20 protein-coding genes, 1 tRNA gene and 1 pseudogene are annotated in these 22,910 nt (G+C 42.8%); 13 read left to right on the top strand and 9 right to left on the bottom strand.

What is annotated here, in order from left to right; genetic code table 11:
- Positions 1-2: 2 nt before the first annotated feature.
- Positions 3-77: transfer RNA gene (locus BLP33_RS23675), tRNA-Val, on the top strand.
- A gap of 111 nt (positions 78-188) precedes the next feature.
- Here BLP33_RS23675 and BLP33_RS23670 read toward each other — a convergent pair.
- The 4 genes and pseudogenes from BLP33_RS23670 to BLP33_RS23655 all read right to left on the bottom strand — a co-directional run bounded on the left by BLP33_RS23670 (position 189) and on the right by BLP33_RS23655 (position 3,726).
- Positions 189-1,036: pseudogene (locus tag BLP33_RS23670) on the bottom strand (transposase).
- Positions 1,037-1,163: 127 nt separating this feature from the next.
- Positions 1,164-1,520 carry an ISAon1 family transposase N-terminal region protein gene (locus BLP33_RS23665; RefSeq protein WP_090533812.1) on the bottom strand — a complete coding sequence of 119 codons (357 nt, stop codon included), beginning with the start codon at positions 1,518-1,520 and terminating at the stop codon, positions 1,164-1,166.
- Positions 1,521-1,616: 96 nt separating this feature from the next.
- Positions 1,617-2,729: an SGNH/GDSL hydrolase family protein gene (locus BLP33_RS23660; protein ID WP_090533810.1), complete on the bottom strand. Its 1,113-nt coding sequence runs from the start codon at positions 2,727-2,729 to the stop codon at positions 1,617-1,619.
- A gap of 223 nt (positions 2,730-2,952) precedes the next feature.
- Entirely contained in the window at positions 2,953-3,726 is a 774-nt protein-coding gene (locus tag BLP33_RS23655) for a M17 family peptidase N-terminal domain-containing protein (protein ID WP_254780232.1), read from the bottom strand.
- A 197-nt stretch (positions 3,727-3,923) separates the two neighbouring features.
- On the opposite strand from BLP33_RS23655, the gene BLP33_RS23650 reads away from it, so the two are divergent.
- Positions 3,924-5,225 (top strand): leucine-rich repeat-containing protein kinase family protein, encoded by a 1,302-nt coding sequence (locus BLP33_RS23650; RefSeq protein WP_090533808.1) that lies wholly within the window; start codon positions 3,924-3,926, stop codon positions 5,223-5,225.
- A gap of 507 nt (positions 5,226-5,732) precedes the next feature.
- Here the strand turns inward: BLP33_RS23650 and BLP33_RS23645 are convergent.
- Entirely contained in the window at positions 5,733-5,927 is a 195-nt protein-coding gene (locus BLP33_RS23645; protein ID WP_090533806.1) for a hypothetical protein, read from the bottom strand.
- Positions 5,928-5,999: 72 nt separating this feature from the next.
- On the opposite strand from BLP33_RS23645, the gene ileS reads away from it, so the two are divergent.
- From ileS to BLP33_RS23630, 3 genes are read left to right on the top strand one after another with little or no spacing between them, the layout of a single operon-like run.
- On the top strand, positions 6,000-9,383 hold the full coding sequence (gene ileS / locus BLP33_RS23640) for an isoleucine--tRNA ligase (RefSeq protein WP_090533804.1): 3,384 nt from the start codon (positions 6,000-6,002) through the stop codon (positions 9,381-9,383).
- Entirely contained in the window at positions 9,383-9,766 is a 384-nt protein-coding gene (locus BLP33_RS23635; RefSeq protein WP_090533802.1) for a TraR/DksA family transcriptional regulator, read from the top strand. Before ileS ends, BLP33_RS23635 begins: the two co-directional genes overlap by 1 nt.
- On the top strand, positions 9,767-10,372 hold the full coding sequence (locus BLP33_RS23630) for a lipoprotein signal peptidase (protein ID WP_090533800.1): 606 nt from the start codon (positions 9,767-9,769) through the stop codon (positions 10,370-10,372).
- A gap of 179 nt (positions 10,373-10,551) precedes the next feature.
- Here BLP33_RS23630 and BLP33_RS23625 read toward each other — a convergent pair whose 3' ends face one another.
- Positions 10,552-11,583, bottom strand: coding sequence for a hypothetical protein (locus BLP33_RS23625; RefSeq protein WP_139160056.1), 1,032 nt, complete (start codon positions 11,581-11,583; stop codon positions 10,552-10,554).
- Positions 11,584-11,972: 389 nt separating this feature from the next.
- On the opposite strand from BLP33_RS23625, the gene BLP33_RS23620 reads away from it, so the two are divergent.
- The 8 genes from BLP33_RS23620 to BLP33_RS23585 all read left to right on the top strand — a co-directional run bounded on the left by BLP33_RS23620 (position 11,973) and on the right by BLP33_RS23585 (position 20,291).
- Positions 11,973-12,932 (top strand): AAA family ATPase, encoded by a 960-nt coding sequence (locus tag BLP33_RS23620; protein WP_371328328.1) that lies wholly within the window; start codon positions 11,973-11,975, stop codon positions 12,930-12,932.
- Between the two features lie 106 nt (positions 12,933-13,038).
- Positions 13,039-13,914: a DUF58 domain-containing protein gene (locus BLP33_RS23615; RefSeq protein WP_090533794.1), complete on the top strand. Its 876-nt coding sequence runs from the start codon at positions 13,039-13,041 to the stop codon at positions 13,912-13,914.
- 5 nt (positions 13,915-13,919) lie between these two features.
- Positions 13,920-14,888, top strand: a complete 969-nt coding sequence (locus tag BLP33_RS23610; protein ID WP_090533792.1) for a hypothetical protein — start codon at positions 13,920-13,922, stop codon at positions 14,886-14,888.
- Entirely contained in the window at positions 14,885-15,889 is a 1,005-nt protein-coding gene (locus BLP33_RS23605; RefSeq protein WP_217633220.1) for a vWA domain-containing protein, read from the top strand. Before BLP33_RS23610 ends, BLP33_RS23605 begins: the two co-directional genes overlap by 4 nt.
- 4 nt (positions 15,890-15,893) lie before the next feature.
- On the top strand, positions 15,894-16,934 hold the full coding sequence (locus BLP33_RS23600; protein ID WP_090533789.1) for a vWA domain-containing protein: 1,041 nt from the start codon (positions 15,894-15,896) through the stop codon (positions 16,932-16,934).
- Positions 16,931-17,686: a tetratricopeptide repeat protein gene (locus BLP33_RS23595; protein WP_090533785.1), complete on the top strand. Its 756-nt coding sequence runs from the start codon at positions 16,931-16,933 to the stop codon at positions 17,684-17,686. Before BLP33_RS23600 ends, BLP33_RS23595 begins: the two co-directional genes overlap by 4 nt.
- A gap of 24 nt (positions 17,687-17,710) precedes the next feature.
- Positions 17,711-19,528 (top strand): BatD family protein, encoded by a 1,818-nt coding sequence (locus BLP33_RS23590; protein WP_090533783.1) that lies wholly within the window; start codon positions 17,711-17,713, stop codon positions 19,526-19,528.
- 1 nt (position 19,529) lies between these two features.
- On the top strand, positions 19,530-20,291 hold the full coding sequence (locus BLP33_RS23585; protein ID WP_229701712.1) for a tetratricopeptide repeat protein: 762 nt from the start codon (positions 19,530-19,532) through the stop codon (positions 20,289-20,291).
- A gap of 279 nt (positions 20,292-20,570) precedes the next feature.
- Here the strand turns inward: BLP33_RS23585 and BLP33_RS23580 are convergent, their stop codons facing one another.
- From BLP33_RS23580 to BLP33_RS23570, 3 genes are all read right to left on the bottom strand, one after another.
- Positions 20,571-21,143, bottom strand: a complete 573-nt coding sequence (locus BLP33_RS23580) for a hypothetical protein (RefSeq protein WP_090533781.1) — start codon at positions 21,141-21,143, stop codon at positions 20,571-20,573.
- A gap of 274 nt (positions 21,144-21,417) precedes the next feature.
- Positions 21,418-21,768, bottom strand: coding sequence for a DUF7957 family protein (locus BLP33_RS23575; protein WP_090533780.1), 351 nt, complete (start codon positions 21,766-21,768; stop codon positions 21,418-21,420).
- 204 nt (positions 21,769-21,972) lie between these two features.
- Positions 21,973-22,860, bottom strand: a complete 888-nt coding sequence (locus BLP33_RS23570) for a PfkB family carbohydrate kinase (RefSeq protein ID WP_090533779.1) — start codon at positions 22,858-22,860, stop codon at positions 21,973-21,975.
- Positions 22,861-22,910: the final 50 nt, after the last annotated feature.

The following is a 22,910-nucleotide window of genomic DNA, read 5'->3' as shown; positions in this document are numbered from 1 at the left end:
AAGGGAGCTTAGCTCAGCTGGTTCAGAGCATCTGCCTTACAAGCAGAGGGTCACTGGTTCGAACCCAGTAGTTCCCACTAATAAAAAAACCTTTCAGAAATCTGAAAGGTTTTTTTTATGTTCTGCTGATGTTGATCAATAGTTTTGTATTTTATCGGGTCATGAGGAAAAGTTGTGGGATTAAAAGGTTAAGCATAGATTTTAGCTAATCTGAATAAGAAGAAAGTAGTATCCCTAACACCTCTTGAAGTAGCTCTGAAAGCTTTTATTTTCGCATTAAAAGATTCGGCAGAGGCATTTGTGCTCCTGTTATCAAAGAAATTCAGGATAGATTCATAATGTTGATGAACAGATCTTGCGACGGTCTTAAATGCATCAATTGCGGCATCCTCCACATGATTATACCATAGCGCTAATCTTTTAAAGGCGATTTGCTTGCTTTTGCAGATGGTGAATATATTACCCAATCCTATAGCCAGTTTATAAGCTTTGAGCAGTTCCGGGTATCGTGGAAAAAGCAGATCGGCTCTTTCTTTTTGTGCGGCAGTCCACCTGGACTGATGCTTAAACAACAGGTAGCGGCTTCTGGCAAGCAATTGTTTTAGTGTATCGCCATTGCTGAATAGCTCAGGCTGATAAGATTGCTTGTTTTGCCTGGCTTGTTCAATTGCCCTGCTTTCTGCATCCAGCGCTTCCCACCGATATTTTATACGAGCTTCCTGTAGTGCATCATATGCTAATTTTTGCACATGGAACCTGTCGATCACACGGCTCGCATTGCTAAAACACCTGCGGATAGCTTGATCATGTTTGCCGCCATATCCATCGTCACTTCTTTTACCTTATTCCTTTTACGCAGCGGTATGCGTTCGATAACTTTTATGATCTGCTCCGTTTGTGTGCCCCTTAGCATAGCTACAATTGCCTTCTTGCCACCTTTAGCTTCCTTATTGGTGATAATGGTATAGAGTTCACCATTGCTCAATGCTGTTTCGTCTATGCTTAGCGATGGCCCTATGTTTTGTTCAAACAGCATCCATTCATCTGCATGTTCTTTTTGATCCCAGCTATGAAAATCGCTCAGAAAGTCTTTGTATTGCTGCTGTAGCTGTTTGCCATCAACTGTATAAAGCCGCCCTAACAAATGACAGCTGATCGGGTTATTATCCAAATATACCTTTTAAAAAAGTGCCGAATTCCGTTGTCATTCGCGCTCCTTTTCTAACTAAGTTCCAGTCCCTTGTGATGATCTCACCACTTGCTTTAACTTCCCATCTGCGCCTTTTAATGCAAAGAGCTACTTTGTGGCCCCGGATAGGAAAATCCTGAATAGCCGTCTCCGGTAAGAAGCCTTTTGACTCAAGTTGTTGCTTGCCATAACCTGCTGGCGGAAGATTCTTTTCCTCAAGGTAAATGTTCAATTGTCCGTTCTCAGAGGAAAGGACATCAGTAAGTTCAAAGTATTCCAAAAGCCCTTCGGGCAAGATAAGACGGACAAGGGTTTCGTATGCAGCTGACAAGTGTGGACGTTTTTATTTCTGCCTGCAAAGCAAACACTTTTTTTATTCCCCCACAACTTTTCTGCTTGATCCATTTTATCTCCCCGCAACTCGCTCCTATTGCTGAATAAATGATAACAATTTCGTTTCGGTGACATTATCATCAAATAAAAAAACGGGCATAGTTGTCAGGTAATATATCTTTTGCCCAAATTCAGTTGGATGATGGATATAATCAGCTAAGATATCAGTGTACAGTTTTGTTTGAGGAAGACCTCCAAAAGCCTTATAAATATCTGCAAAAAAACACCCATTTCTTTTGGCTATCTCGTTAAGCTGTAAATTAAAATAAACGGATCGCGGATAGCTTTCATTATTCCATTTAGGGTTTTGCTGTAAAAAACCGACAATAACACAATCAATACCGCTGGCTTTTATGGATTTAACATCAACTTCAATATTATCTAAGTACTCATCCATGTTTTTGCTCCGATCGTGCTCGTTCATTCCAAATTCAATAAAAACCAAATCTGGCTTGTCGGCTTTTATTTTAGTGACGTTGGCAGTTAAAAGTTCACTTGTGGCCCCGCCAACTGCTAAATTTGTGACTGTTACTAAGTTTCCATATAGCTTATTAAGTGCCCTGCCCACAAAATTTGGGTATATTTCGGTTGCCACCTGACCATACCATGTAACTGCGGTATTTGCCCCTGCTGTTATCGATGTACCTATTGAATAAATAGATAAGTCTTTTTTTGACAATATTTTACTTTTCAAGGTATCAGATAAATACAAACTTTGGGAGTGTATTGTGGAATCAGTCTCGATTGTATAGTCAATCATAACTTGCCAAAAAAAAGGGAAGGGTGGATTTTGGGGAGTATAAGAAAACATACCGTTAGAGTCAAAAATTACATTATAGGTAGAGAAATCGGGTATGGCTGAATTAACAGTCCTTTGTATGCCTCCATCCTTAGTCAGTAAATAGTCACTACCTGATTTATAAGTTTTAACAGAGCCCCCGGCACCAATTTTATATACCGATGTTATTTTTGCATCTTTTTTAAGCGGGTAAGAGGTTAGTTGCGATGATAAGGTTATGGTTTCTCCTTTTACAAAAAACATAGGCTTTTCCGGAATCACACTTGCGGTATTTTTACTGCAGCCTTGTAATATTAAAAAAATGAAACTTAGTACATAGACTGTGCTAAACAAGCCCTGGGCTTTCATTGTGATGGTTTGGGTTTAAGATAAAAAGTGCCGGTAATTTGGGCGCAAATATATAAATATTTCTCAGGCCCGGCTGGCGCTTATCCAGCGTATGTGAATACGAGGAAATAATAAAAAGTATTACTCGATTTTATTTTTAAGCTTGAACAGAAAAGCCAGATTTCAGACTAACAATCCAAACAGCTATCAAAAGCCATTTCAATTATTGATCGTATAGTCGTAGTTAATTATCCTTTGAAGAATAAAGAAAAGCTTTAACAGCATTGGCCGTGGTTTGAAAAAATGCCGGCCCGGCAAGTAATGTTATTTGAGTTAAAGGCTTAGCCGAACTCAGCAAGTGATCTTTCAAAAAAGCCTCGGTTTCATAGGCGCTTATAGCGCCTTTAATAATGTTGACAGCAACAACGCCTGTAGGCGAATCAATACCAGCATCCTTTAAATCGCTGGCATGCGAGTAACTGCTTACCCCCAGCCTTAAAGCTTCGCGCATTTCCACGCGGCCAACGCTGATCATTAGTTCGGGATTAAAGGACTTTCGGTCGCCAAGCCCTATGATCAGCAACTTTCCGGCAGGCAAGCTGCCTACTGACGGTGTAATGAGCATTGTTTCCAGGGCCCTGCCTTCAAACCGGCCGCTTTTACGCAATTCGGTGAGTATACCTTTTAAGGCCTCATCTACATGTACAAGGCCGTTAAGATTACGTGGCAATGCGGGCGGCGAATTAAAAATATCGCCCTCCGTGTATTCAAAAACACAAATTACCTGAAGTGGTGTTTGCTGGTTAGAGGGTGATTGAACGGCAGTTGATATTGTTATACCGTCTATTTGGCCAATTGTTGCCGATGTACCGGGAGCGGGTAAAGTTGACGCTTGCGTTTGTGCCCACCCTTTTGTAAAACTTACTAAGCTAATGATTGCCATTGCAAACATCAGCTTTAACAAACCTGTATGCGATTTTATAGCTACTTTCTTGATTATTGTAATATTGTGTTGCATGGATGGCGATGTTTAAATTGATATTATTTATCTCTCTTACTAATACATCAAAAGTGGAGGAAATTGAAAAACAAAAAGATGACGTAGATTAAGAAATAAAAAATCATCTTAAAAGCTAAATCTAAACGCGATCCCACCATATCATATATGAGGCACAACCAAAATGTTAAGCATTTTTTGTTCTTTTGCTTTAGCCTATGCAAACGTTAAAACAGTTACAAAACGGAGAATTAAAAGGAGCAGTATCGCTTAAACTATCAGAAAATCTTTCCCACTTTCCTATTGAAATTTTTGAACTGGCAGATACGCTGGAATATCTTGATCTTTCATTCAATAAACTGGACGCATTACCGTCAGATTTTGGTCGCCTCCAAAAGCTGAAAACCTTTTTCTGTTCAGAAAACTGTTTTACGGTTTTGCCCGAAGTACTTGCCGATTGCCCCTTTTTGGATATCGCAGGGTTTAAATCAAACCGGATAGAAAAGGTACCGCCGGCATCGCTTAATTCAAATCTCCGCTGGCTCATCCTCACCAACAACAGAATTACTGAGTTACCCACTCATATAGGCAACTGCAGCAGGATGCAGAAACTAATGCTTGCGGGTAACAGACTAACAAAACTGCCGGCTACACTCGCTGGCTGTCGTAACCTGGAGCTGCTCAGGATTTCCGCCAATCAGCTAAGTGAATTTCCCGAATGGCTCTTATCTATGCCCAAACTATCATGGCTGGCGTTTTCGGGCAATCCTTTCAGCTATAAACCAACAGTACATTCACTTACAGCGATTGATAGCAGCGAATTGGAAATCAACCAATTGCTTGGCGAAGGCGCATCCGGTGTTATCTCCAAAGCTACCTGGCGGCATGCCGGTGAAACCACTGAGGTTGCGGTTAAAATATTCAAAGGAGCAATTACCAGCGATGGCCTGCCCGAAGATGAGATGAACGCCTGCATTACCGCAGGCAACCATGAGGGATTGGTAGAATTAATAGGCCAAATCGCCAATCATCCCGAAAATAAAAAAGGGCTGGTGATGAAGCTCATACCAGGGAGTTTTTACAATCTCGGCCTGCCTCCCAGCCTTGTTAGCTGCACGCGTGATGTTTTTAAGCCTGATCTGACTCTGACACCCGAACAAGTATTAAAAATTGCAGGTACCATTGCATCCGTGGCGGAGCACCTGCACTGCAAGGGGATTATGCACAGCGACCTGTATGCACACAATATTTTGATTGATGATGAAGCCAACACACTGTTCAGCGATTTTGGGGCCGCATGTTTTTATGATACAGCCAATACAACAGTAGCCGACAAACTTGAACGGCTTGAAGTAAGGGCTTTTGGCTATTTATTAGACGACCTGGCAAGGCTATGCAATGATACAGAACATCCTGATCTTAAAAAGTTATTAGTTTTGAAAGAAAGCTGCCTTAGCGAACAATTAATGAACAGACCCACATTTCAATATTTAAACGCAAAATTTTCCGGATTAAAATAACCAGCCAAACCTGCCGTATTCATCCGAAACGCTACAGCGAATTTCATTTCCCTGACGACCTGTTTTATTTTGGAAAAACAAGCACACGCCCGCAATATTTTTATTTTTTTAGAAAAATTTAAACAAAAAACGATAGTTTTTAATAATCCGTCGATTCATTTAATCTATTCGTCGGTTTTTTTTTGATTTTAGCAATCCATGTATTAGATTTGTAGCTATTTCAATACAAGGTTACCACCTTGATTTGTGATAAGGTTTAGGTTTAAAGCCTCCAAGCAGCGAGTGCAAGGAGGCTTTTATTGTTTAGTCTTATCCATAACGCATCAACTAAAGTTTTAGTATATGAAAAAGTCTAAGTTGAAAGTATTTAGTCGAAAGTATTTATTTGTAACTGCCACCCTTGAGATCAGTGATTTATGATTTAAAATACTGTGGTGGCTCCGGCTGAGCAATGTTGCAATACCTATCCGGGTTTGAACTTACGACTAACAACTCAGGACTTAAGGCTTACTTATTTTCCTTCACCACATCAATAAGCCAGGTTACCAGGCCTATAAAGCCGGCAATAAATAACCCTGCTCCTGCACCGCGCGCGTAATCGTCCCATTTTTCGCCGGGGCCACTGGGAATGGCCATCCCTGCCGAAAACAGAATAATACCTATTAATAAAAGATAAACAGAGCGTTTTGCTTTATTTTTCATCGGCGTAAATTAAAAAAATCATTTTTAATTTCTGTATTTTTGCAACCTCCTAAAAAAGAGGTGAAATTATAGATGTACAAGGAATATAAGCAGTTAAACTTATCGCAAACCGGCAAAGAGATACTGGACTTCTGGAAACAGAAAAATATTTTCGAGAAAAGCATTACCAGCCGTCCGGCAGGTAACCCTTATACTTTTTATGAAGGGCCGCCGAGCGCTAACGGTATGCCCGGTATTCACCACGTAATGGCGCGCTCAATTAAAGATATTTTTTGTCGCTACAAAACCCTTAAAGGCTACCAGGTAAAACGTAAAGGTGGCTGGGATACCCACGGTTTGCCTATTGAGCTTGCCGTTGAAAAAGCCCTGGGCATCACCAAAGATGATATCGGCAAAAAAATTAGCGTTAAAGATTATAACGATGCCTGCCGCAAGGAAGTTATGCGTTATACCGATGTTTGGAACGACCTGACCGAAAAAATGGGCTACTGGGTTGACCTGAACGATCCGTACATCACTTACAAAAACGAATACATTGAAAGCCTTTGGTGGATCCTTAAACAGCTGCACAACAAAGATCTGCTGTATAAAGGTTACACCGTACAGCCATACTCTCCAAAATCAGGTACCGGCCTAAGCTCACATGAGCTTAACCAGCCTGGCACCTACAAAATGGTGAAGGATACCACCATCACCGCGCAGTTTAAAGTTAAACGCGACGGCGATTCGGAGTTTTTGTTCAACGGAATAGATACGGAAGTATTTATCCTTGCCTGGACAACTACCCCATGGACTTTACCATCAAACTGCGCCCTCGCAGTTGGCGAAGCCATTACCTACGTTAAGATCAGCACCTTTAACCCTTACACCTACCTACCGGTTTGTGTAGTTTTGGCTAAAGACCTGATTAAGAAATACTTTAAAGCTGAAGGTGAGAATGCTTCGTTCGCTGATTACAAAGGCGGGGACAAGATCATCCCATGGAAAATTGAGGCAGAAGTAAAAGGCAGTCAACTGGTGGGCATCCACTACGAGCAGTTGATGCCTTATGTAACCAACGAGGATCTGGAGAAAAATGCGTTCCGCGTTATTCCTGCCGACTTTGTTACCACGGAAGACGGTACCGGTATAGTACACACCGCATCTGTTTTTGGTGCGGATGACTTCAGGGCATGTAAGGAAAACAATGTACCATCGGTAATGGTGAAAGACGAGACCGGCAAAGATGTTCCGTTGGTGAACAAACAAGGCCGTTTTGTGGATGAAGTTACCGATTACGCCGGCCGTTACGTTAAGGAAGAATATTATACCGACGCCGAGCGTGCCGAAGAAGGTTTTAAACCGACCGACGTACTCATCTCTATCAAATTAAAAACAGAGAACCGCGCGTTCGACGTTAAAAAATACGAGCACAGCTACCCGCACTCATGGCGCAGCGATGAGCCGATATTATACTATCCGCTCGATAGCTGGTTTATCCGTACCACTGCTGTGAAGGATAAAATGGTGGAGCTTAACAAAACCATCAACTGGAAACCTGAATCAACAGGTACCGGTCGTTTTGGTAACTGGCTGGAAAACCTGGTTGACTGGAACCTATCGCGTTCACGCTACTGGGGCACCCCGCTGCCCATCTGGCGCGAAGAAAATGGAACGGAAGAGATCTGCATTGGTTCAATTGCCGAATTAAATGAAGAGATTGCAAAATCGATCAAAGCAGGTTTCATGCCTGAGGGTTTTAAGTTGGAAGACATGCACCGCCCTTATGTTGATGATGTTGTTTTAGTATCATCAACCGGCAATAAAATGCTGCGCGAGCCTGACCTGATCGACGTTTGGTTTGACTCGGGCGCTATGCCTTACGCACAATGGCATTTCCCGTTTGAAGGTCAGGAAGAATTTAAGAATGCGTACCCGGCAGATTTCATTGCCGAGGGCGTTGACCAAACCCGCGGCTGGTTCTTCACCCTGCACGCTATAGCCGTAATGTTGAGCGAAGCAAGTGACGAGGTGAAAGCTATCAATGAACAGGTTGGCAATAAAGGTATCGCGTTCAAAAACGTAGTATCAAACGGCCTGGTGCTTGATAAAAACGGCAATAAAATGTCTAAACGATTAGGCAATGCCGTTGATCCGTTCGAGACCATCGAAAAATATGGAGCTGATGCCGCCCGCTGGTACATGATCAGCAATGCATCGCCATGGGATAACCTTAAATTTAACGAAGAGGGTATAGATGAAGTTAGGCGTAAGTTTTTTGGTACACTGTATAACACCTATTCATTCTTCACCCTGTACGCTAACATTGATAAGTTCACTTACAGCGAAGCCGAAATTGAAATCAGCAAACGCCCTGAAATTGACCGCTGGATCATATCACTGTTAAACACCCTGAGCAAAGAGGTTGACGGTTACTATGCCGATTTTGAGCCAACCAAGGCGGCCCGTGCTATCCAGGAATTTGTTGATGTGCATTTCAGCAACTGGTTTATCCGTTTAAGCCGCCGCCGCTTCTGGAAATCTGATAATACAGAAGATAAACTTTCCGCTTACCAAACATTATATACCTGTCTCATCGCTATCAGCAAACTAATGTCCCCAATTGCACCATTCTTTGCCGATAGATTATATTGCGATCTGAATGCTGTTACGGGTAAAGAGGAGTTTGAATCGGTACACCTGGCTTACTTTCCTGAGTATGACAGCGCTTTGGTTGATGCCGAGCTTGAAGAGCGCATGCAGCTGGCACAGGATGTTTCGTCATTAACCTTGTCACTTCGTAAAAAGGTGAATATCAATGTGCGCCAGCCATTGAGCAAAATTTTATTGCCAATACTGGATAAAAGCTTTAAATTACACGTTGAGCAGGTAAAAGACCTCATTTTGTCTGAAACTAACATCAAGGATATCGAGTATATTACCGATACCGCAGGGTTCATCAAAAAGAAAATAAAGCCAAACTTTAAGGCCTTAGGCCAAAAAGTAGGTAAGGATATGAAAGTTGTAGCCGAAGCCATCACAAATTTCAGCCAGGAAGATATTGCCGCTTTAGAAACTAACGGTAACATCCCGGTTCTTGATGGCAAATACGAAGTATTAGCTACCGACGTTGAGATCATAGCCGAAGATGTTCCCGGATGGCAGGTGGCAAATTTGGGAAAACTAACCGTGGCTTTAGATGTTACCATAACCAACGAATTAAAACAGGAGGGTATCTCGCGCGAGTTTATCAACCGTGTGCAGAATATACGTAAGACCAAAGGATTTGAAGTAACTGACAGGATAAACGTGCAGGTAAGTAGCACCCCGGCGATCAGAGAGGCCGTGGAAAACAATCTATCCTACATTTGCGCCGAAATTTTGGCCGACAGCATTACGTTTGTGGATAACCTTACCGGGGGCGAACCTGTTACAATTGACGAACAAGAAATATTGATTGCTATTAGTAAAGTATAATGAAACAAGAACAAGAAAAAACCAGATATTCTGAAGCTGACCTGCAGGAATTTAAAGGGATTATCCTGGATAAAATGCGCATAGCCCGCGAAGAATTAAATTCATTGGCTACGTCATTGAGTTCGCCTAATGCCAACGGCACCGATGATACCGCCGGTACTTACAAAACATTAGAAGATGGCTCGGCCACGCTTGAAAAAGAGCAGATAAACCAGTTGGCTGCACGTCAGAAAAAATTTATTGAGCAGCTTGAAGCCGCGCTTGTACGTATTGAAAATAAAACTTACGGTGTTTGCCGCGAAACAGGCAAGCTGATCCCGAAAGAGCGTTTACGTGCTGTTCCGCACACAACCCTCTCTATGGAAGCTAAATTAAAGCAATAAATGAAGGCTGCTTATACCAAACCTTTTTTAACTGCTGCCTTTATTATCCTTGCCGACCAGATCATCAAGACCTGGGTCCGCGCGCACATGCAACTCCAGGACGAAATTCGTTTCCTGGGAAGCAGGGGGATGCTGCACTATACCGAAAACAACGGTATGGCATTTGGTATGGAGTGGGGCGGCGATGCAGGCAAACTGGCTTTAACGCTGTTCCGCATAGTTGCGGTTTGCGGTATAATTTACACCCTTATTTATTTAATTAAACACAAATACCACCGCGGGCTCATCATGAACGTAGCGCTCATTTTAGCCGGTGCCATGGGCAATATTATCGATTCAACCTTTTATGGTATAATGTATAAATATGCCCCTTTATTTCATGGCCGTGTGGTTGATATGTTTTACTTTCCGCTATTGCGTGGCACCTATCCGTCTTGGTTCCCGTTTTGGGCAGGCGAGTCGTTCGAGTTTTTCAGGCCGGTTTTTAACCTGGCCGATGCCTCTATCTGTGTAGGCGTAATTATGATTCTCCTGTACCAGAAGCGCTATTTTAAACACGAAAAACCAGAAGTAGCCAGCCCCAACAGCGAAATGGTTGAAGAATAAAATTATTAAATACTTAATATATTAAAGCCGCGATAAGCGGCTTTTTTGCTTTAACCCAATAATCAGAAGTCATGCTGGACTTGTTTCAGCACCCCACTCGCTAAGCACCAGCATGCTTAACGTCGACTAATTACATGGGGTCCCGAAACAAGTTCGGGATGACGGTAGGTGTTCGTTCCTCAAAAATCCACGTAAACCAACCTGCAAACCTGCTTACTACTCCTGTTGGCATCGGTAACAATCAATGCCCCCTTCTTAAACAGGGCTATACCTTCCCAGTTATTTTTGACACCATCAAATGAACGTACATATTTCCACTGCTTACTTTTACGGGTGTCCAACATCACAATCGCTGCGTAAGGGTTATTATGCAAGTAGTTAGGATCAGTACTCAGTTTATTCCCAAGTTCAGGAATCAGTTTACCCATAGCTGCCTCGGGCTTCTTAACCCAACTGTTATTTAAATAGGCATCATAATCACCATTCCAAAAATAGTTGACACCATAGATCTTCCCATCACCGGCTGCTGCTATGTCCGTGATCCTGAAATACAGGAATGGTGTTGTAATTTGCTGAGGCATCTTACTAAACGAAGTATCTATCAAGTAGCCGCAGCCACCTTTAGACATTGCATTAAACTCATAATAAGCCAGCAATTTGTTTTCTTTAGGGAGATAGGTAACACTTTCAAACCCGGCATTGCTGATGGATGGATATCTTCGCAGGGAAATAAAATGCTCCGGGTCAATTATCACTGCTCCTTTAAAGGTATCTAATTTGCCCTTCAGCACAAAACAGTATGGGTATTTATCGTCCGTTTCGATAGAAAGGAAAACCGTATTATTAGCGATGCTGATAGCTTCAAAGCCTTCATAGTTTGCTTTTACAGAATCGGGGAGCAAGTTCAAATTTTTTACGCTGATGGTTTTAAAGGCTGATAATGCTGTATCCTGTCCGTCAATAACCCTGTTAATACTATCTGCAAGGATACTATACAGGTTAAATGTGCCATCCAATTTTGTTTCTTTATGATCGCCGTATTGCGGTTCGAGGTAAAGGCGACCGCCATAAATGGTCATACCCGAAAATTCTTCGTTTACACCGTTGATGGCTTTTGGCAGAGGGATATTTTTATACCTATTTTGCGCCCTCGCAGCCATTGCCGAAAGGACGGTTATAACCAGCATAAATAACAATCTTCTCTTTTTCATGTCGCCCGGATTATGTTGATTAAAAATAGATAATAAAGTCCGGAAAACTTTAACCTATGCCAATCAATAAAACCCACTTTAACACGTTATATATCACCACAAGCAACTAAATAGTGTATATTGGGACTTAACACGGCCGGATTTAACAATTATTACCAAACATTGTGAGTGTTAAACAGATATATCCGCCGCGATATATAACGATTTAACACTTTTTAACATTTAAGCATGGATTTTAGTTGGCGAAAAATTGAGCGGGTGTTTAAGTTTGCCTACCGAAACAAAAAAAATTAATGGAAGAACAAAATAGTTACACAGGAAATGTTTCATCAGCAGCTCCGGCAGCTCCAACATCGTATTCAACCGATATCAGGGCACTGAATGAAATGATACAAAGGGAAAGCGCGTTTATCGACCTGCTGCTTATGGAGATGGATAAAGTGATCGTTGGTCAGCGTTATATGGTTGAGCGTTTGCTGATCGGTTTACTGGCTAATGGGCACATTCTATTGGAAGGTGTACCGGGACTGGCAAAAACCCTGGCCATCAATACCCTGTCAAGAGCTATTCAGGCTGATTTTAGCCGGATCCAGTTTACTCCGGATTTGCTCCCTGCCGACGTATTGGGTACCATGATCTACAACCAAAAGAAAGAAGAGTTCATTGTGCGCAAAGGACCAATCTTCTCCAACTTTGTTTTGGCCGATGAGATTAACCGTGCGCCTGCCAAAGTGCAAAGCGCGCTGCTTGAGGCCATGCAGGAACGCCAGGTAACTATCGGCGATACCACCTATAAACTGCCCGATCCGTTCCTGGTACTGGCAACCCAAAACCCTATTGAGCAGGAAGGCACTTATCCCCTGCCCGAGGCACAGGTTGACCGTTTTATGCTAAAAGTAGTGATCAAATATCCTAACAAAGAGGATGAGAAAAAGATCATGCGCGCCAATATCTCGCCTTCGGGCATGAATAAGCCAAACGCCATCATCAAGCCAGATGAAATCATCAAGGCTCGCAAAATTGTGCGCGAGGTTTATATGGACGAAAAAATAGAGCAATACATCATCGATATTGTTTTCGCTACCCGTTTCCCCGATCAGTTTAAGCTTGCCAAATACAAAACACTGATCACCTTTGGCGCATCGCCAAGGGCAAGTATCAGTTTGGCGCTGGCAGCAAAAGCATATGCCTTTATTAAACGTCGCGGTTATGTGATCCCCGAGGATGTACGCGCAGTTTGTCATGATGTGTTAAGGCACCGTGTTGGCTTAAGCTACGAGGCAGAGGCCGAAAACATCACCAGTGAGGATATCATTACCGGCATCCTGAACGTGGTTGAGGTACCGTAACCCCACCCAAACCCTCCCCGGAAGGGAGGGCTTTAGAAGCAGGGTATTATTAATTAACTAAAACATTCAAAAGTCTCCCCTACCGGGGGAGATTTAGAGGGGGCCTATGGAAACCAAGGATCTGCTAAAAAAGGTAAGGAAGATAGAGATCAAGACCCGTGGCTTAAGTAACCACTTATTTTCGGGCGAGTATCACTCGGCTTTTAAGGGGCGTGGTATGGCCTTTAGCGAGGTGCGCGAATACCAGATCGGCGACGAGATCCGTACTATCGACTGGAACGTAACCGCCCGCTTCAATGCGCCATACGTAAAAGTATTTGAAGAGGAGCGCGAGCTTACCGTGATGTTATTGATGGATGTGAGCGGTTCTGAAAACTTCGGCACACAAAACCAGCAAAAGCAGGACCTGGCAACTGAACTCTGCGCGGTACTGGCATTTTCGGCCATACAGAACAATGATAAGGTGGGCGTGATATTTTTCAGCGATAAGATCGAGAAGTTTATCCCGCCCCAAAAAGGCCGCAGCCATATCCTGATGATCATCCGTGAGCTGATAGCTTTTCAGCCCGAAAATAAAGGTACCAATGTAGCCGAGGCTTTAAAATACTTCACAAGCGTTATCAAAAAGAAATGTACTGCTTTCGTGATATCTGATTTTATTACGCCCGAATTTGAAAGTGAGCTCAAGATCGCCAATAAAAAACACGATATCATCGCTTTAAAACTGTACGATAAACACGAGGAAGAGTTCCCTAACCTGGGCCTCATTCCGGTTAAGGACGAAGAAAGCGGCCATATCATGTGGGTAAATACCGGTGATAAGGCCGTTCGCGATGCCTTTAAATGGGATGCTGTGAAACGCAACGCCGCCCTGCAGGACGCTTTTCGTCGCTCGGGGGTTGATTATACTACCATTGGCACACATGAATCATACGTTAAACCATTAATGACATTATTTAAAAAGCGGGAAGGCCGGCGGTAAAATATATGAACAGGTACATTAAATACACCCTGGCTATGTTGGTATTGCTTGCAGGCTTTTATCAAACAGGCAGGGCGCAAAACTTTGGGGCTAAAGCTACACTGGATAAAAAATCTATCCTGATAGGCGAGCAAACACAGCTCAACTTAAGCATCCGTTTTCACGCTAAAGACAGCATCGGCTTTCCTAAACTGGCCGACAGTATAGGCAAAATCCAGGTGGTAAAATTTAAAGCTGATACTGCTTTTGACCCGGGCGATAAATCCATCAAAACTGTAACCCGGCATTATACTATTACTGCTTTTGACAGCGGTACTTATGTTATACCGTCATACGTGTTCAAATCGCCGGTAGGTGATTTACCAACGGATACATTAAACCTTGATGTTAAAACAGTTGCGGTTGATACAACTAAAGCATTTTATGATATTAAACAGCCGCTTACCATTAAATATACTTTTTGGGATTGGCTGCGTGATAACTGGAAGCTGATTGCAGGTATACTGGCAGGTTTGATTGTTGGCGGAGGTTCGATATTTTATCTGCTCAAAAAGCCTAAAAAAGAAGTTGTTGTTGAAGAGGTTAAACCCGACATTCCGCTGCATATCCAGGCACTTCAAAAGCTTGAGGAGATCAAAAGCAAGCAGCTCTGGCAGCACGATCAGGTTAAGCAATATTATATTGAACTGAGCGACGTGGTGCGCGAGTACCTCGAAAAAAGGTACACGATACAGGCCCTCGAGCAAACATCCGAAGAAATTTTTGCCAGCTTAAGGCATATGGACATCGCCAGCGAAGACAGGAACCTGCTAAGGCAATTGCTTGTGCTATCGGACATGGTGAAATTTGCCAAAGAGAAACCTGCGGCCCATGAAAATGAAAAGAGCATGGAAAACGCTGTCACCTTTATTAAGGACACACAGCCTCATGCCCAGCCAACCGATGTAAATGTGAAGGGAGATGAGGCAAAATGATTTGGTTTAAAGGAATAGAATTCGCTCATCCAAGCTTTTTCTGGCTGTTCATCAGCATTCCGCTTATGGTGGGCTGGTACATCTGGAAACAAAAGCAGCTGCAGGGTAACCTGGCTATGCCAACTATCAGGGGCTTTGCCATGATCACCAAAAGCATGCTGCCCCGTTTCAGGCATTTGAGCATCATATTACGTTCGCTGGCTATGGCGGCGCTTATTGTTGCGCTGGCAAGGCCGCAATCGTCGTTAAGCTGGCAGGATACTACGACCGAAGGTATTGATATCGTTATTGCATCAGATATCTCGGGCAGTATGCTTGCCGAAGATTTTAAGCCCAACAGGCTTGAGGCCGGCAAAAACATCGCCATCGATTTTATCCAGAACCGCCCTAATGACAGGATCGGCCTGGTAGTTTTCAGTGGTGAAAGCTTTACGCAATGTCCGCTCACCATCGATCACTCGGTATTGGTAAATCTTTATGCCGACATCAAAAACGGGATGATTGAAGATGGAACCGCCATTGGCATGGGTTTGGCAACAGCCGTAAACCGTTTAAAGGATAGCGAGGCCAAAAGTAAAGTAGTGATCCTGCTTACGGATGGTTCAAACAATTCGGGCTCTATCCCTCCGGTTACCGCTGCCGAAATTGCCAAACAGTTTGGTGTAAGGGTTTATACAGTTGGTATAGGTACCAACGGCTATGCCCCCTATCCTGTTCAAACGCCAATGGGTGTACAATACCAGCGCATGAAGGTTGATATTGACGAAGGTACGCTGAACAAAATTGCCACCATTACCGGCGGCAAATACTTCAGGGCTACCAACAACAGCGCATTGAAGGATATTTACGAACAGATTGACAAACTGGAAAAAGCCAAGATTGATGTTACCCAGTACCGCAAAAAAACAGAGCGCTTTTTACCGTTCGCAATTATCGCACTGGCGCTTTTATCGTTGGAATTTTTAACAAGACACACCCTGCTTAAGGGAGCTATAACATAACAGCATGCTACGTTTTGCAAATACAGAATTTTTATGGGGATTGCTTGCTATTCCGCTGCTGCTCTTTATTTTTTTGAGGGTAAACTGGTGGAAACGTAAAGCAATTGCCTCGCTGGGTAATAAGGAGGTGGTGATGCAGCTGATGCCACAGGTATCCTTTTCACGCCCCTGGATCAAGTTCATCTTTTTTATTTTAGCCTATGCGCTTGTTGTTATCGGCATAGCTGACCCTCAGCTTGGTTCAAAAACCGAAGAGGTAAAACGCAAAGGCGCTGACCTGATGATCCTGCTCGACGTTTCAAACAGTATGCTGGCGCAGGATTTGGCCCCTAACCGGCTGGAAAATGCCAAACGTGCACTATCTCAACTGATTGATAAACTGCACGACGACCGTATCGGCATCGTTGTATTTGCGGGCCAAGCCTATGTACAACTCCCGGTAACTACCGATTACGCAGCGGCCAAACTGTTCCTCAATACCATTAACACCGAAATGGTGCCAACGCAGGGTACTGCCATTGGTGCGGCAATTAACCTGGGGATGCAGTCGTTTGATTTTAAGAACGGCACCGGTAAATCCATGATCATTATTACCGATGGTGAAAATCATGAGGATGATGCCGTATCGGCAGCCAAAGCCGCTTTAGCCAGAAATGTTACTGTGAATGTGGTTGGTGTAGGTTCGGAAGAGGGTGCGCCGGTTCCAATTTACCAGGGTGGTAAACAAGTTGGGTTTCACAATGACAGCACCGGACACCCTGTAGTTAGTAAACTTGATGAGGCTATGGGCAAGGAGATTGCCGAAGCCGGTAACGGCGTTTATGTACGTGCCAACAATGCCAACAGCGGCCTTAACATTGTGATGGACCAGATTGCCAAGGTGCAACGCAAAATGACGGATACCAAACAGTTTAAGGATTTTGAAGACAGGTTCCAGTTTTTCCTGGGCATTGCCTTTGTGCTGTTACTGGTTGAGTTCTTCATCTCCATTCGCAAAAACATGCGCTTGAGCAAGATCAAATTATTTGAAGTAAAAAACACATGAAGCAATATATCATAGCCATTTTATTAGTGCTGCAGGCTTCATTTCTTTTTGCCCAGCAGGAAAGAAAATACCTGAGGCAGGGTGACCAACTCTATCAGCAAAAAAAGTATAAAGAAGCCGAAGCCGCGTACCGCCAGGCCATGAGCAAAAAGGCCAAAACCCTGGAGGGTAATTTTAACCTTGGCGACGCCATGTTTAAGCAAAAAAAATATGATGATGCCGCCGCACAGTTCAATAAACTGGCAACTGCATCTATTGATAAAAATGTAAAAGCAGGCGCCTATCACAACATTGGCAACTCCTTTTTAACACAAAAAAAATACCAGGAAAGTATCGACGCCTATAAAAAAGCGCTGGTTAATAACCCTAAAGATGAGGAAACCCGGTATAACCTTGCCTATGCCCAAAAAATGCTGAAAAACCAGCAGAATAAAAATAAAGGCGGCGGGGGCAACAATAATAATAAGGACAAGGACAAAAACAAGGATAAGAATAAAGATAACAAAGACAATAAGGACAAGGATAAAGACAAAAAAGACCAGGATAAAAATAAGCAGGACCAAGACAAGAAGGATCAGGATAAGCAAAACCAGGATCAGAAAGATCAGCAGGGACAGCAGCCAAACCAACTGTCAAAAGATGATGCGCAGCGGATGCTTGATGCCCTCAACAATGATGAAAAGCAAACCCAGGATAAGCTGAAGAATAAAAAATTAAAAGGTGCTAAGGTGCCTATTTCAAAAGATTGGTAAATCTTTGTTGTTTTGTAAATACTAATGAAAATTAAACTTTCCATATTAACGCTGCTGCTGTGTTGCTCAAGCCTGGTTTTTGCACAGGTAAAATTCACTGCGTCGGTAAATAAAACCACTATAGGCACAGGCGAGGTCCTCGAGGTCACCTTCTCCATCAACGCCAATGGCGAGCGTTTTGCGCCGCCTGCTTTTGGCGGCTTCCAGGTAGTTGGCGGCCCCAATGTATCCAACAGCATATCCATGATCAATGGGGTTACTTCGGCAAGCATAGCATATGGGTATGATCTTGTACCAACAAAAGAAGGTGAAATAACCATTGGCCCCGCTACTATTGTAGCAGGCGGAAGGCCTTACAGCACTGCCCCGATTAAAATTAAAGTAGTAAAAGGCCAGGGCGGGCAGGCCAATCAGCAGGCCCAGCAGCAAAGCAGCAACGGGCCCGATAGCCGCAACATTCAAAAAGGGCGTGTAAGCGATATATCCAAATCATTGTTTTTACGTGCCGAGGTTGATAAAACAACCGCCTACATGGGTCAGCAGATCATGATGAACCTGCGCCTATACACCCGGGTTAACATCGCCAACGGCGAACCGGAAAAAATCCCCGATCTTAATGGTTTTTACAGCCAGGAGATCAAAAACACCAATCCAAATGCCCAATGGCGCACCGAAATTTTAAATGGTGTACGGTACAACGTAACCGATATTAAACAAACCGTTCTGTTTCCCGAGCATGAGGGCAATATCACTATTGAGCCTTCTGTCATGAACTTTATAGTACGGCAGCAGGCCGCTTCATCATCAGGCGACCCCTTCGATGCATTCTTTGGCGGATATGAGGATGTGAAGTACAAGATTAAAAGTGCGCCCGTTGTCATTCACGTGAAACCACTGCCATTAGCAGGCAAGCCTGCCGAATTTACAGGCGCTGTGGGCAAGTTTAATATTGAGGCTTCGCTTGATAAAAATGATGTTAAAGCTAATGATGCCATTAATTACACCATAAAGGTAAGCGGCGCAGGCAACCTGAAGTTGTTGAAACCGATAACGCCAACTTTCCCAGCCGACTTTGAGAAGTATGAGCCCAAGATCACCGATACCATTACCATAAATGCCAGCGGGGCATCAGGTAGCAGAAAATACACTTATCTGCTGATCCCGAGGCACCAGGGCGATTTTACTATCGACCCGGTTAAATTCGCTTATTTTAACCCAGCCACCGGCCGGTACGTTTCATTAAGCACCCCGGCATTTCATGTTAAGGTTGCCAAAGGCAGCAGCGATGGCAGTAACGTTACCGCCTTTTCAAACGCCGGCAAACAGGATGTTAAGGTGCTGAGCAATGATATCCGCTATATAAAAACCGGCACTGAATTAAACGAAGTCGGCAGCGATTTTTATGGCTCTGGATTATATTATTTCCTGCTGATCTTGGGTCCGGCAGGTTTCTTAGGCGCTTTGGTTTACGGTAAATGGCGAGATAAAAATAATGCCGACGTGGTTGGTTTAAAAAGTCGCAAAGCAGGTAAAGTGGCAGCCAAACACCTGGCCAGCGCCAAACAGCAACTAAACGATAAAAAGGCTTTTTATGAAAACCTCTTCCGCGGTTTATATGGCTATTTGAGTGATAAACTTAATATTCCTTACGCAGATCTTAACCGTGAAAAGATAGCTTCGGAACTAAAAGCCCGCTCGCTTGATGAAAGCCTCATTAACGAGATGTTGGGCACACTCGATCTTTGCGAAATGGCCCGCTATGCCCCTGTATCAGGCATTACCGAGCAACAGGTATTTGATAAGGCCCAGAACATGATCAATAACATTGAAAATAAAATATAACATGATGAAGCGCATTATATACTTACTGCTCATCATCGTTATGCCGATATCTGCATTAGCTAACGATGAAGCTAACATCCTGTTAAAAAAAGGGAACAACCAATACGCCAAAGGTCAGTATAAGGAAGCCATAACCACCTACCAGAAAATTGTGGACGATGGGCACCAGTCGGCATTGGTTTACTATAATTTGGGCAATGCTTATTTTAAAAATGAGGATGTGCCATCGGCGTTGCTTTACTATGAAAAGGCCCATAAACTTTCGCCGGGCGATGAGGATATCAATTTCAATATCCAGTTTGCCAATCAAAAAACAACCGATAAGGTAGAGGCCGGTACCGAGTTTTTCATTACCAAATGGTGGCACTCGTTTATTCTCCGCTTTTCATTAACAACTTTGGCGGTGATGACGATTCTGTTCTTTATAGCGGGATGTGCATTGCTGATCGTGTACAGGTTTACTAATTCGGTAAGCATTAAAAAATGGTCGTTTTATTCGGCTTTGGTAATCTTACTTTTCGGTTTCGCGAGCATGTTTGTTGCAAGTCGCCAGGATCAATACTTTGATGCCCATCACGGCGCTATCATATTCAGCACGTCTGTTAATGTAAAAAGCGCGCCAACGCCCAACGCTAAAAATCTGTTCCTGATCCATGACGGTACAAAGGTTGAGATACTGGAAAACAACAACGACTGGATGAAGATCAGGCTGGCCAGCGGCAACGAGGGCTGGATCAATGCTTCGGACGCTAAGGAAATATAGTTTTTGAGGAGGTGAAAGGATAAAGGTAAAAGGCGAAAGGTTGCTTTTTAAACTCAATTCTTTCTTTCACTGGTCGAAGTTTAGTGATATCGCAACTTCGTCCTAAAACTGTGGAAGCATTCTGCTTCCGCGGATTATCTATTGCAGATGTTCAGTTAAGCTGAATGGTTACCCATTTTGGGTCCAAGGTTCGCTATCGCTAAACTTAAACCAGGTGTGGCTTGGGCAGCAATTAAACTACGGACATCAAGGAAAATCCAAAAGAATTTTAATATTAAATCAAAATTGATCCCAAAAGTCAGGACTTTGTTGATCCATATCCAAGTCATCATTATAATGCGACCATGATTCATCATTGCTTAAGTCGTTATAATCATAACTAAGAGCTTCACGTTTTCCGTCTTGAATGTCTTCGAAACGATATTTGCCATATAGCACTAATGTTTTTTCAACTTCACGATAGTAACTTAATGAGCCATTCTTTAGTTTATAATTATACTTTAAATTATTAAGAGCCGCTTGACTATTTTCCTGCGAATAATCAAAATCAGGATAAAGATCGCCGATAAAGGCGTCTCCAAAAGTGTCATCCAGAGCTTGATAAGTTTTTATTTCAGAAACCCACTTGTCCCAAAAGTCGATTTCTTCTCTTGAAAAATTTCTAACATCTGGACGATATATATCGACTTTGTTTAAAAAGTAAGCAAACCAATGGCTTAATTCAGGTAATTGATTTTCTTTAAACAAGTCCTGATAGGAGCCTACGTACCCCCGGTCTGTTTCCGGAAGATTGAAAATGCTATCTATCTGTTCAAAAATAAAGCTATCATATTTATTAAAAATGGTTATCATGCTTTAGCCAATTTTTTTTGCTATAAAATCATCTTTAAAGGTATTAAACATGTGCGAGAATAGCTCCATTTGAACATGTTTTCAAACCTTATACTAAAAAATTTAAATAATTGTCTAAAGGAAGCAACACATAAAACCCGCCGTCCGCTGCGTCTAAGGATGACTATTCTATGGCTGTCCGTAGATCTGTCTACGGATTCATAATGCCTGTAGTTTGCAACTACAAGCCATCAATGGGTTGAAGTTCACACTATCGCTAACTTTAGCCAAAGATTTATTTGGTGAATATCGATTCGTTTACTTTTCCTGTACCGGGGTCAATTGTAAATCTAAATCCGCACCAATTAAATGAAACCAATTTCAGATTTTGGATTTCAATACTTATAAAAGGGCAATATCCGATAATGTCAAGATTTTCGCTTCTTTCAATTTGCCATAAAATCTCACCGTTAAAATCTATGGCATACACATTCTGATTAAATTTAGTATCCCCCGAAATATCTAAAAGAACAACAATTTTGCTGTCGAATACCAACGTATCCTGTATCGAAAAATCAAACTCTATGAATTTTCCTGTTTCAAAAATTATCTTCTTTTGGTCTACACGATAGCTTCCTACATTCATAATTTAATATAATTAATGTTAGTAGAATATGGGTGGTCTATTAGTAAGCTCGGTGTTGCCTAAAATAGTTGCAATATCCTATTTTCACGGACTGTGTCAATTGCAGGTATTCAGTTAAGCTTTCAGTTTAATCTATTTTGGGTCCAAGTTACGCTATCGCTAAACTTGAACCAGTATTTGTGTATTTGCTTTGGGCTTAAAGCCTTAAGCTTTCGGCTTTATGCTGTGTTTCGCTAACAGCTCCAGTACATCTTCTTCGGTACCGGTAAAAGGGCCTGATGATTCTATTTTAAAACTGGCCATAGCAGCAGCAAACTCGCCGGCCTCCTGGAAACTCTTCCCTTTGGCGCGTTGGTATAAATAGCCTGCCATGTAAGTATCACCGCAACCAGTGGCATCAACTACTTCAACCGGTTTATACGCCGGGATCTGGTAATAAACACCATCTGTATAAATAACCGAGCCCATACTGCCTAATGTAACCACTACCTCTTTAACGCCCCAGTCATTCAAAACTTTGGCACCTTCATGAATGTCAGTTATACCAGTAAGTACTTCCATTTCATGTTCGTTCACTTTCAGGATGTGGATGTGCTGCAGGGCTTCACGCTTTTCGGGCCAGTCGATGGCTATTACGTTTTTATCTTCTACCTTACGCAGGTAGCCCTGTGCGTCAAGAGAAAGTTTGCCGCGTTGTGCCAAGTTCTTTATAAATTCTACGGAGATATCATCGGCCAGTAAAGGGCCTAAATGATAAACGTCGGCCTGGATCTCGTCAAGCTGTTCAATAGTGAAGGGATCCGCTTTTTGTAACACGCGCTGGGTACGGTGATCCTGGTTAACAGAGTAAATATTTTCAAAGTAAACCGTTTCGCCGCCTGTAGTAGCATGTACTTCGATACCTTTGTTACGGAGTTTTTCAACAACCGGCATTTCGCTCAAAGCAAGCGAGGTAACCAGGGTATAATTCACATCCATGTTACGGATGGCGTTTGAAAAGTAAAAAGAAGTACCGCCAGCCATGTGTTTAACCGCTTGCGGTGTTACCACTTTATCTAACGTAATATGCCCTACACAACAAATATCGTACATGAAATTTCCCTATTATGATTTGATACTCAACCCCTATTATTAAAACAAAC

The organism is Mucilaginibacter sp. NFR10, assembly GCF_900100445.1.
GTDB lineage: Bacteria > Bacteroidota > Bacteroidia > Sphingobacteriales > Sphingobacteriaceae > Mucilaginibacter > Mucilaginibacter rubeus.
The sequence above is the reverse complement of the archived record's forward strand: the minus strand, read 5'-3'. Positions and strand labels throughout refer to the sequence as shown.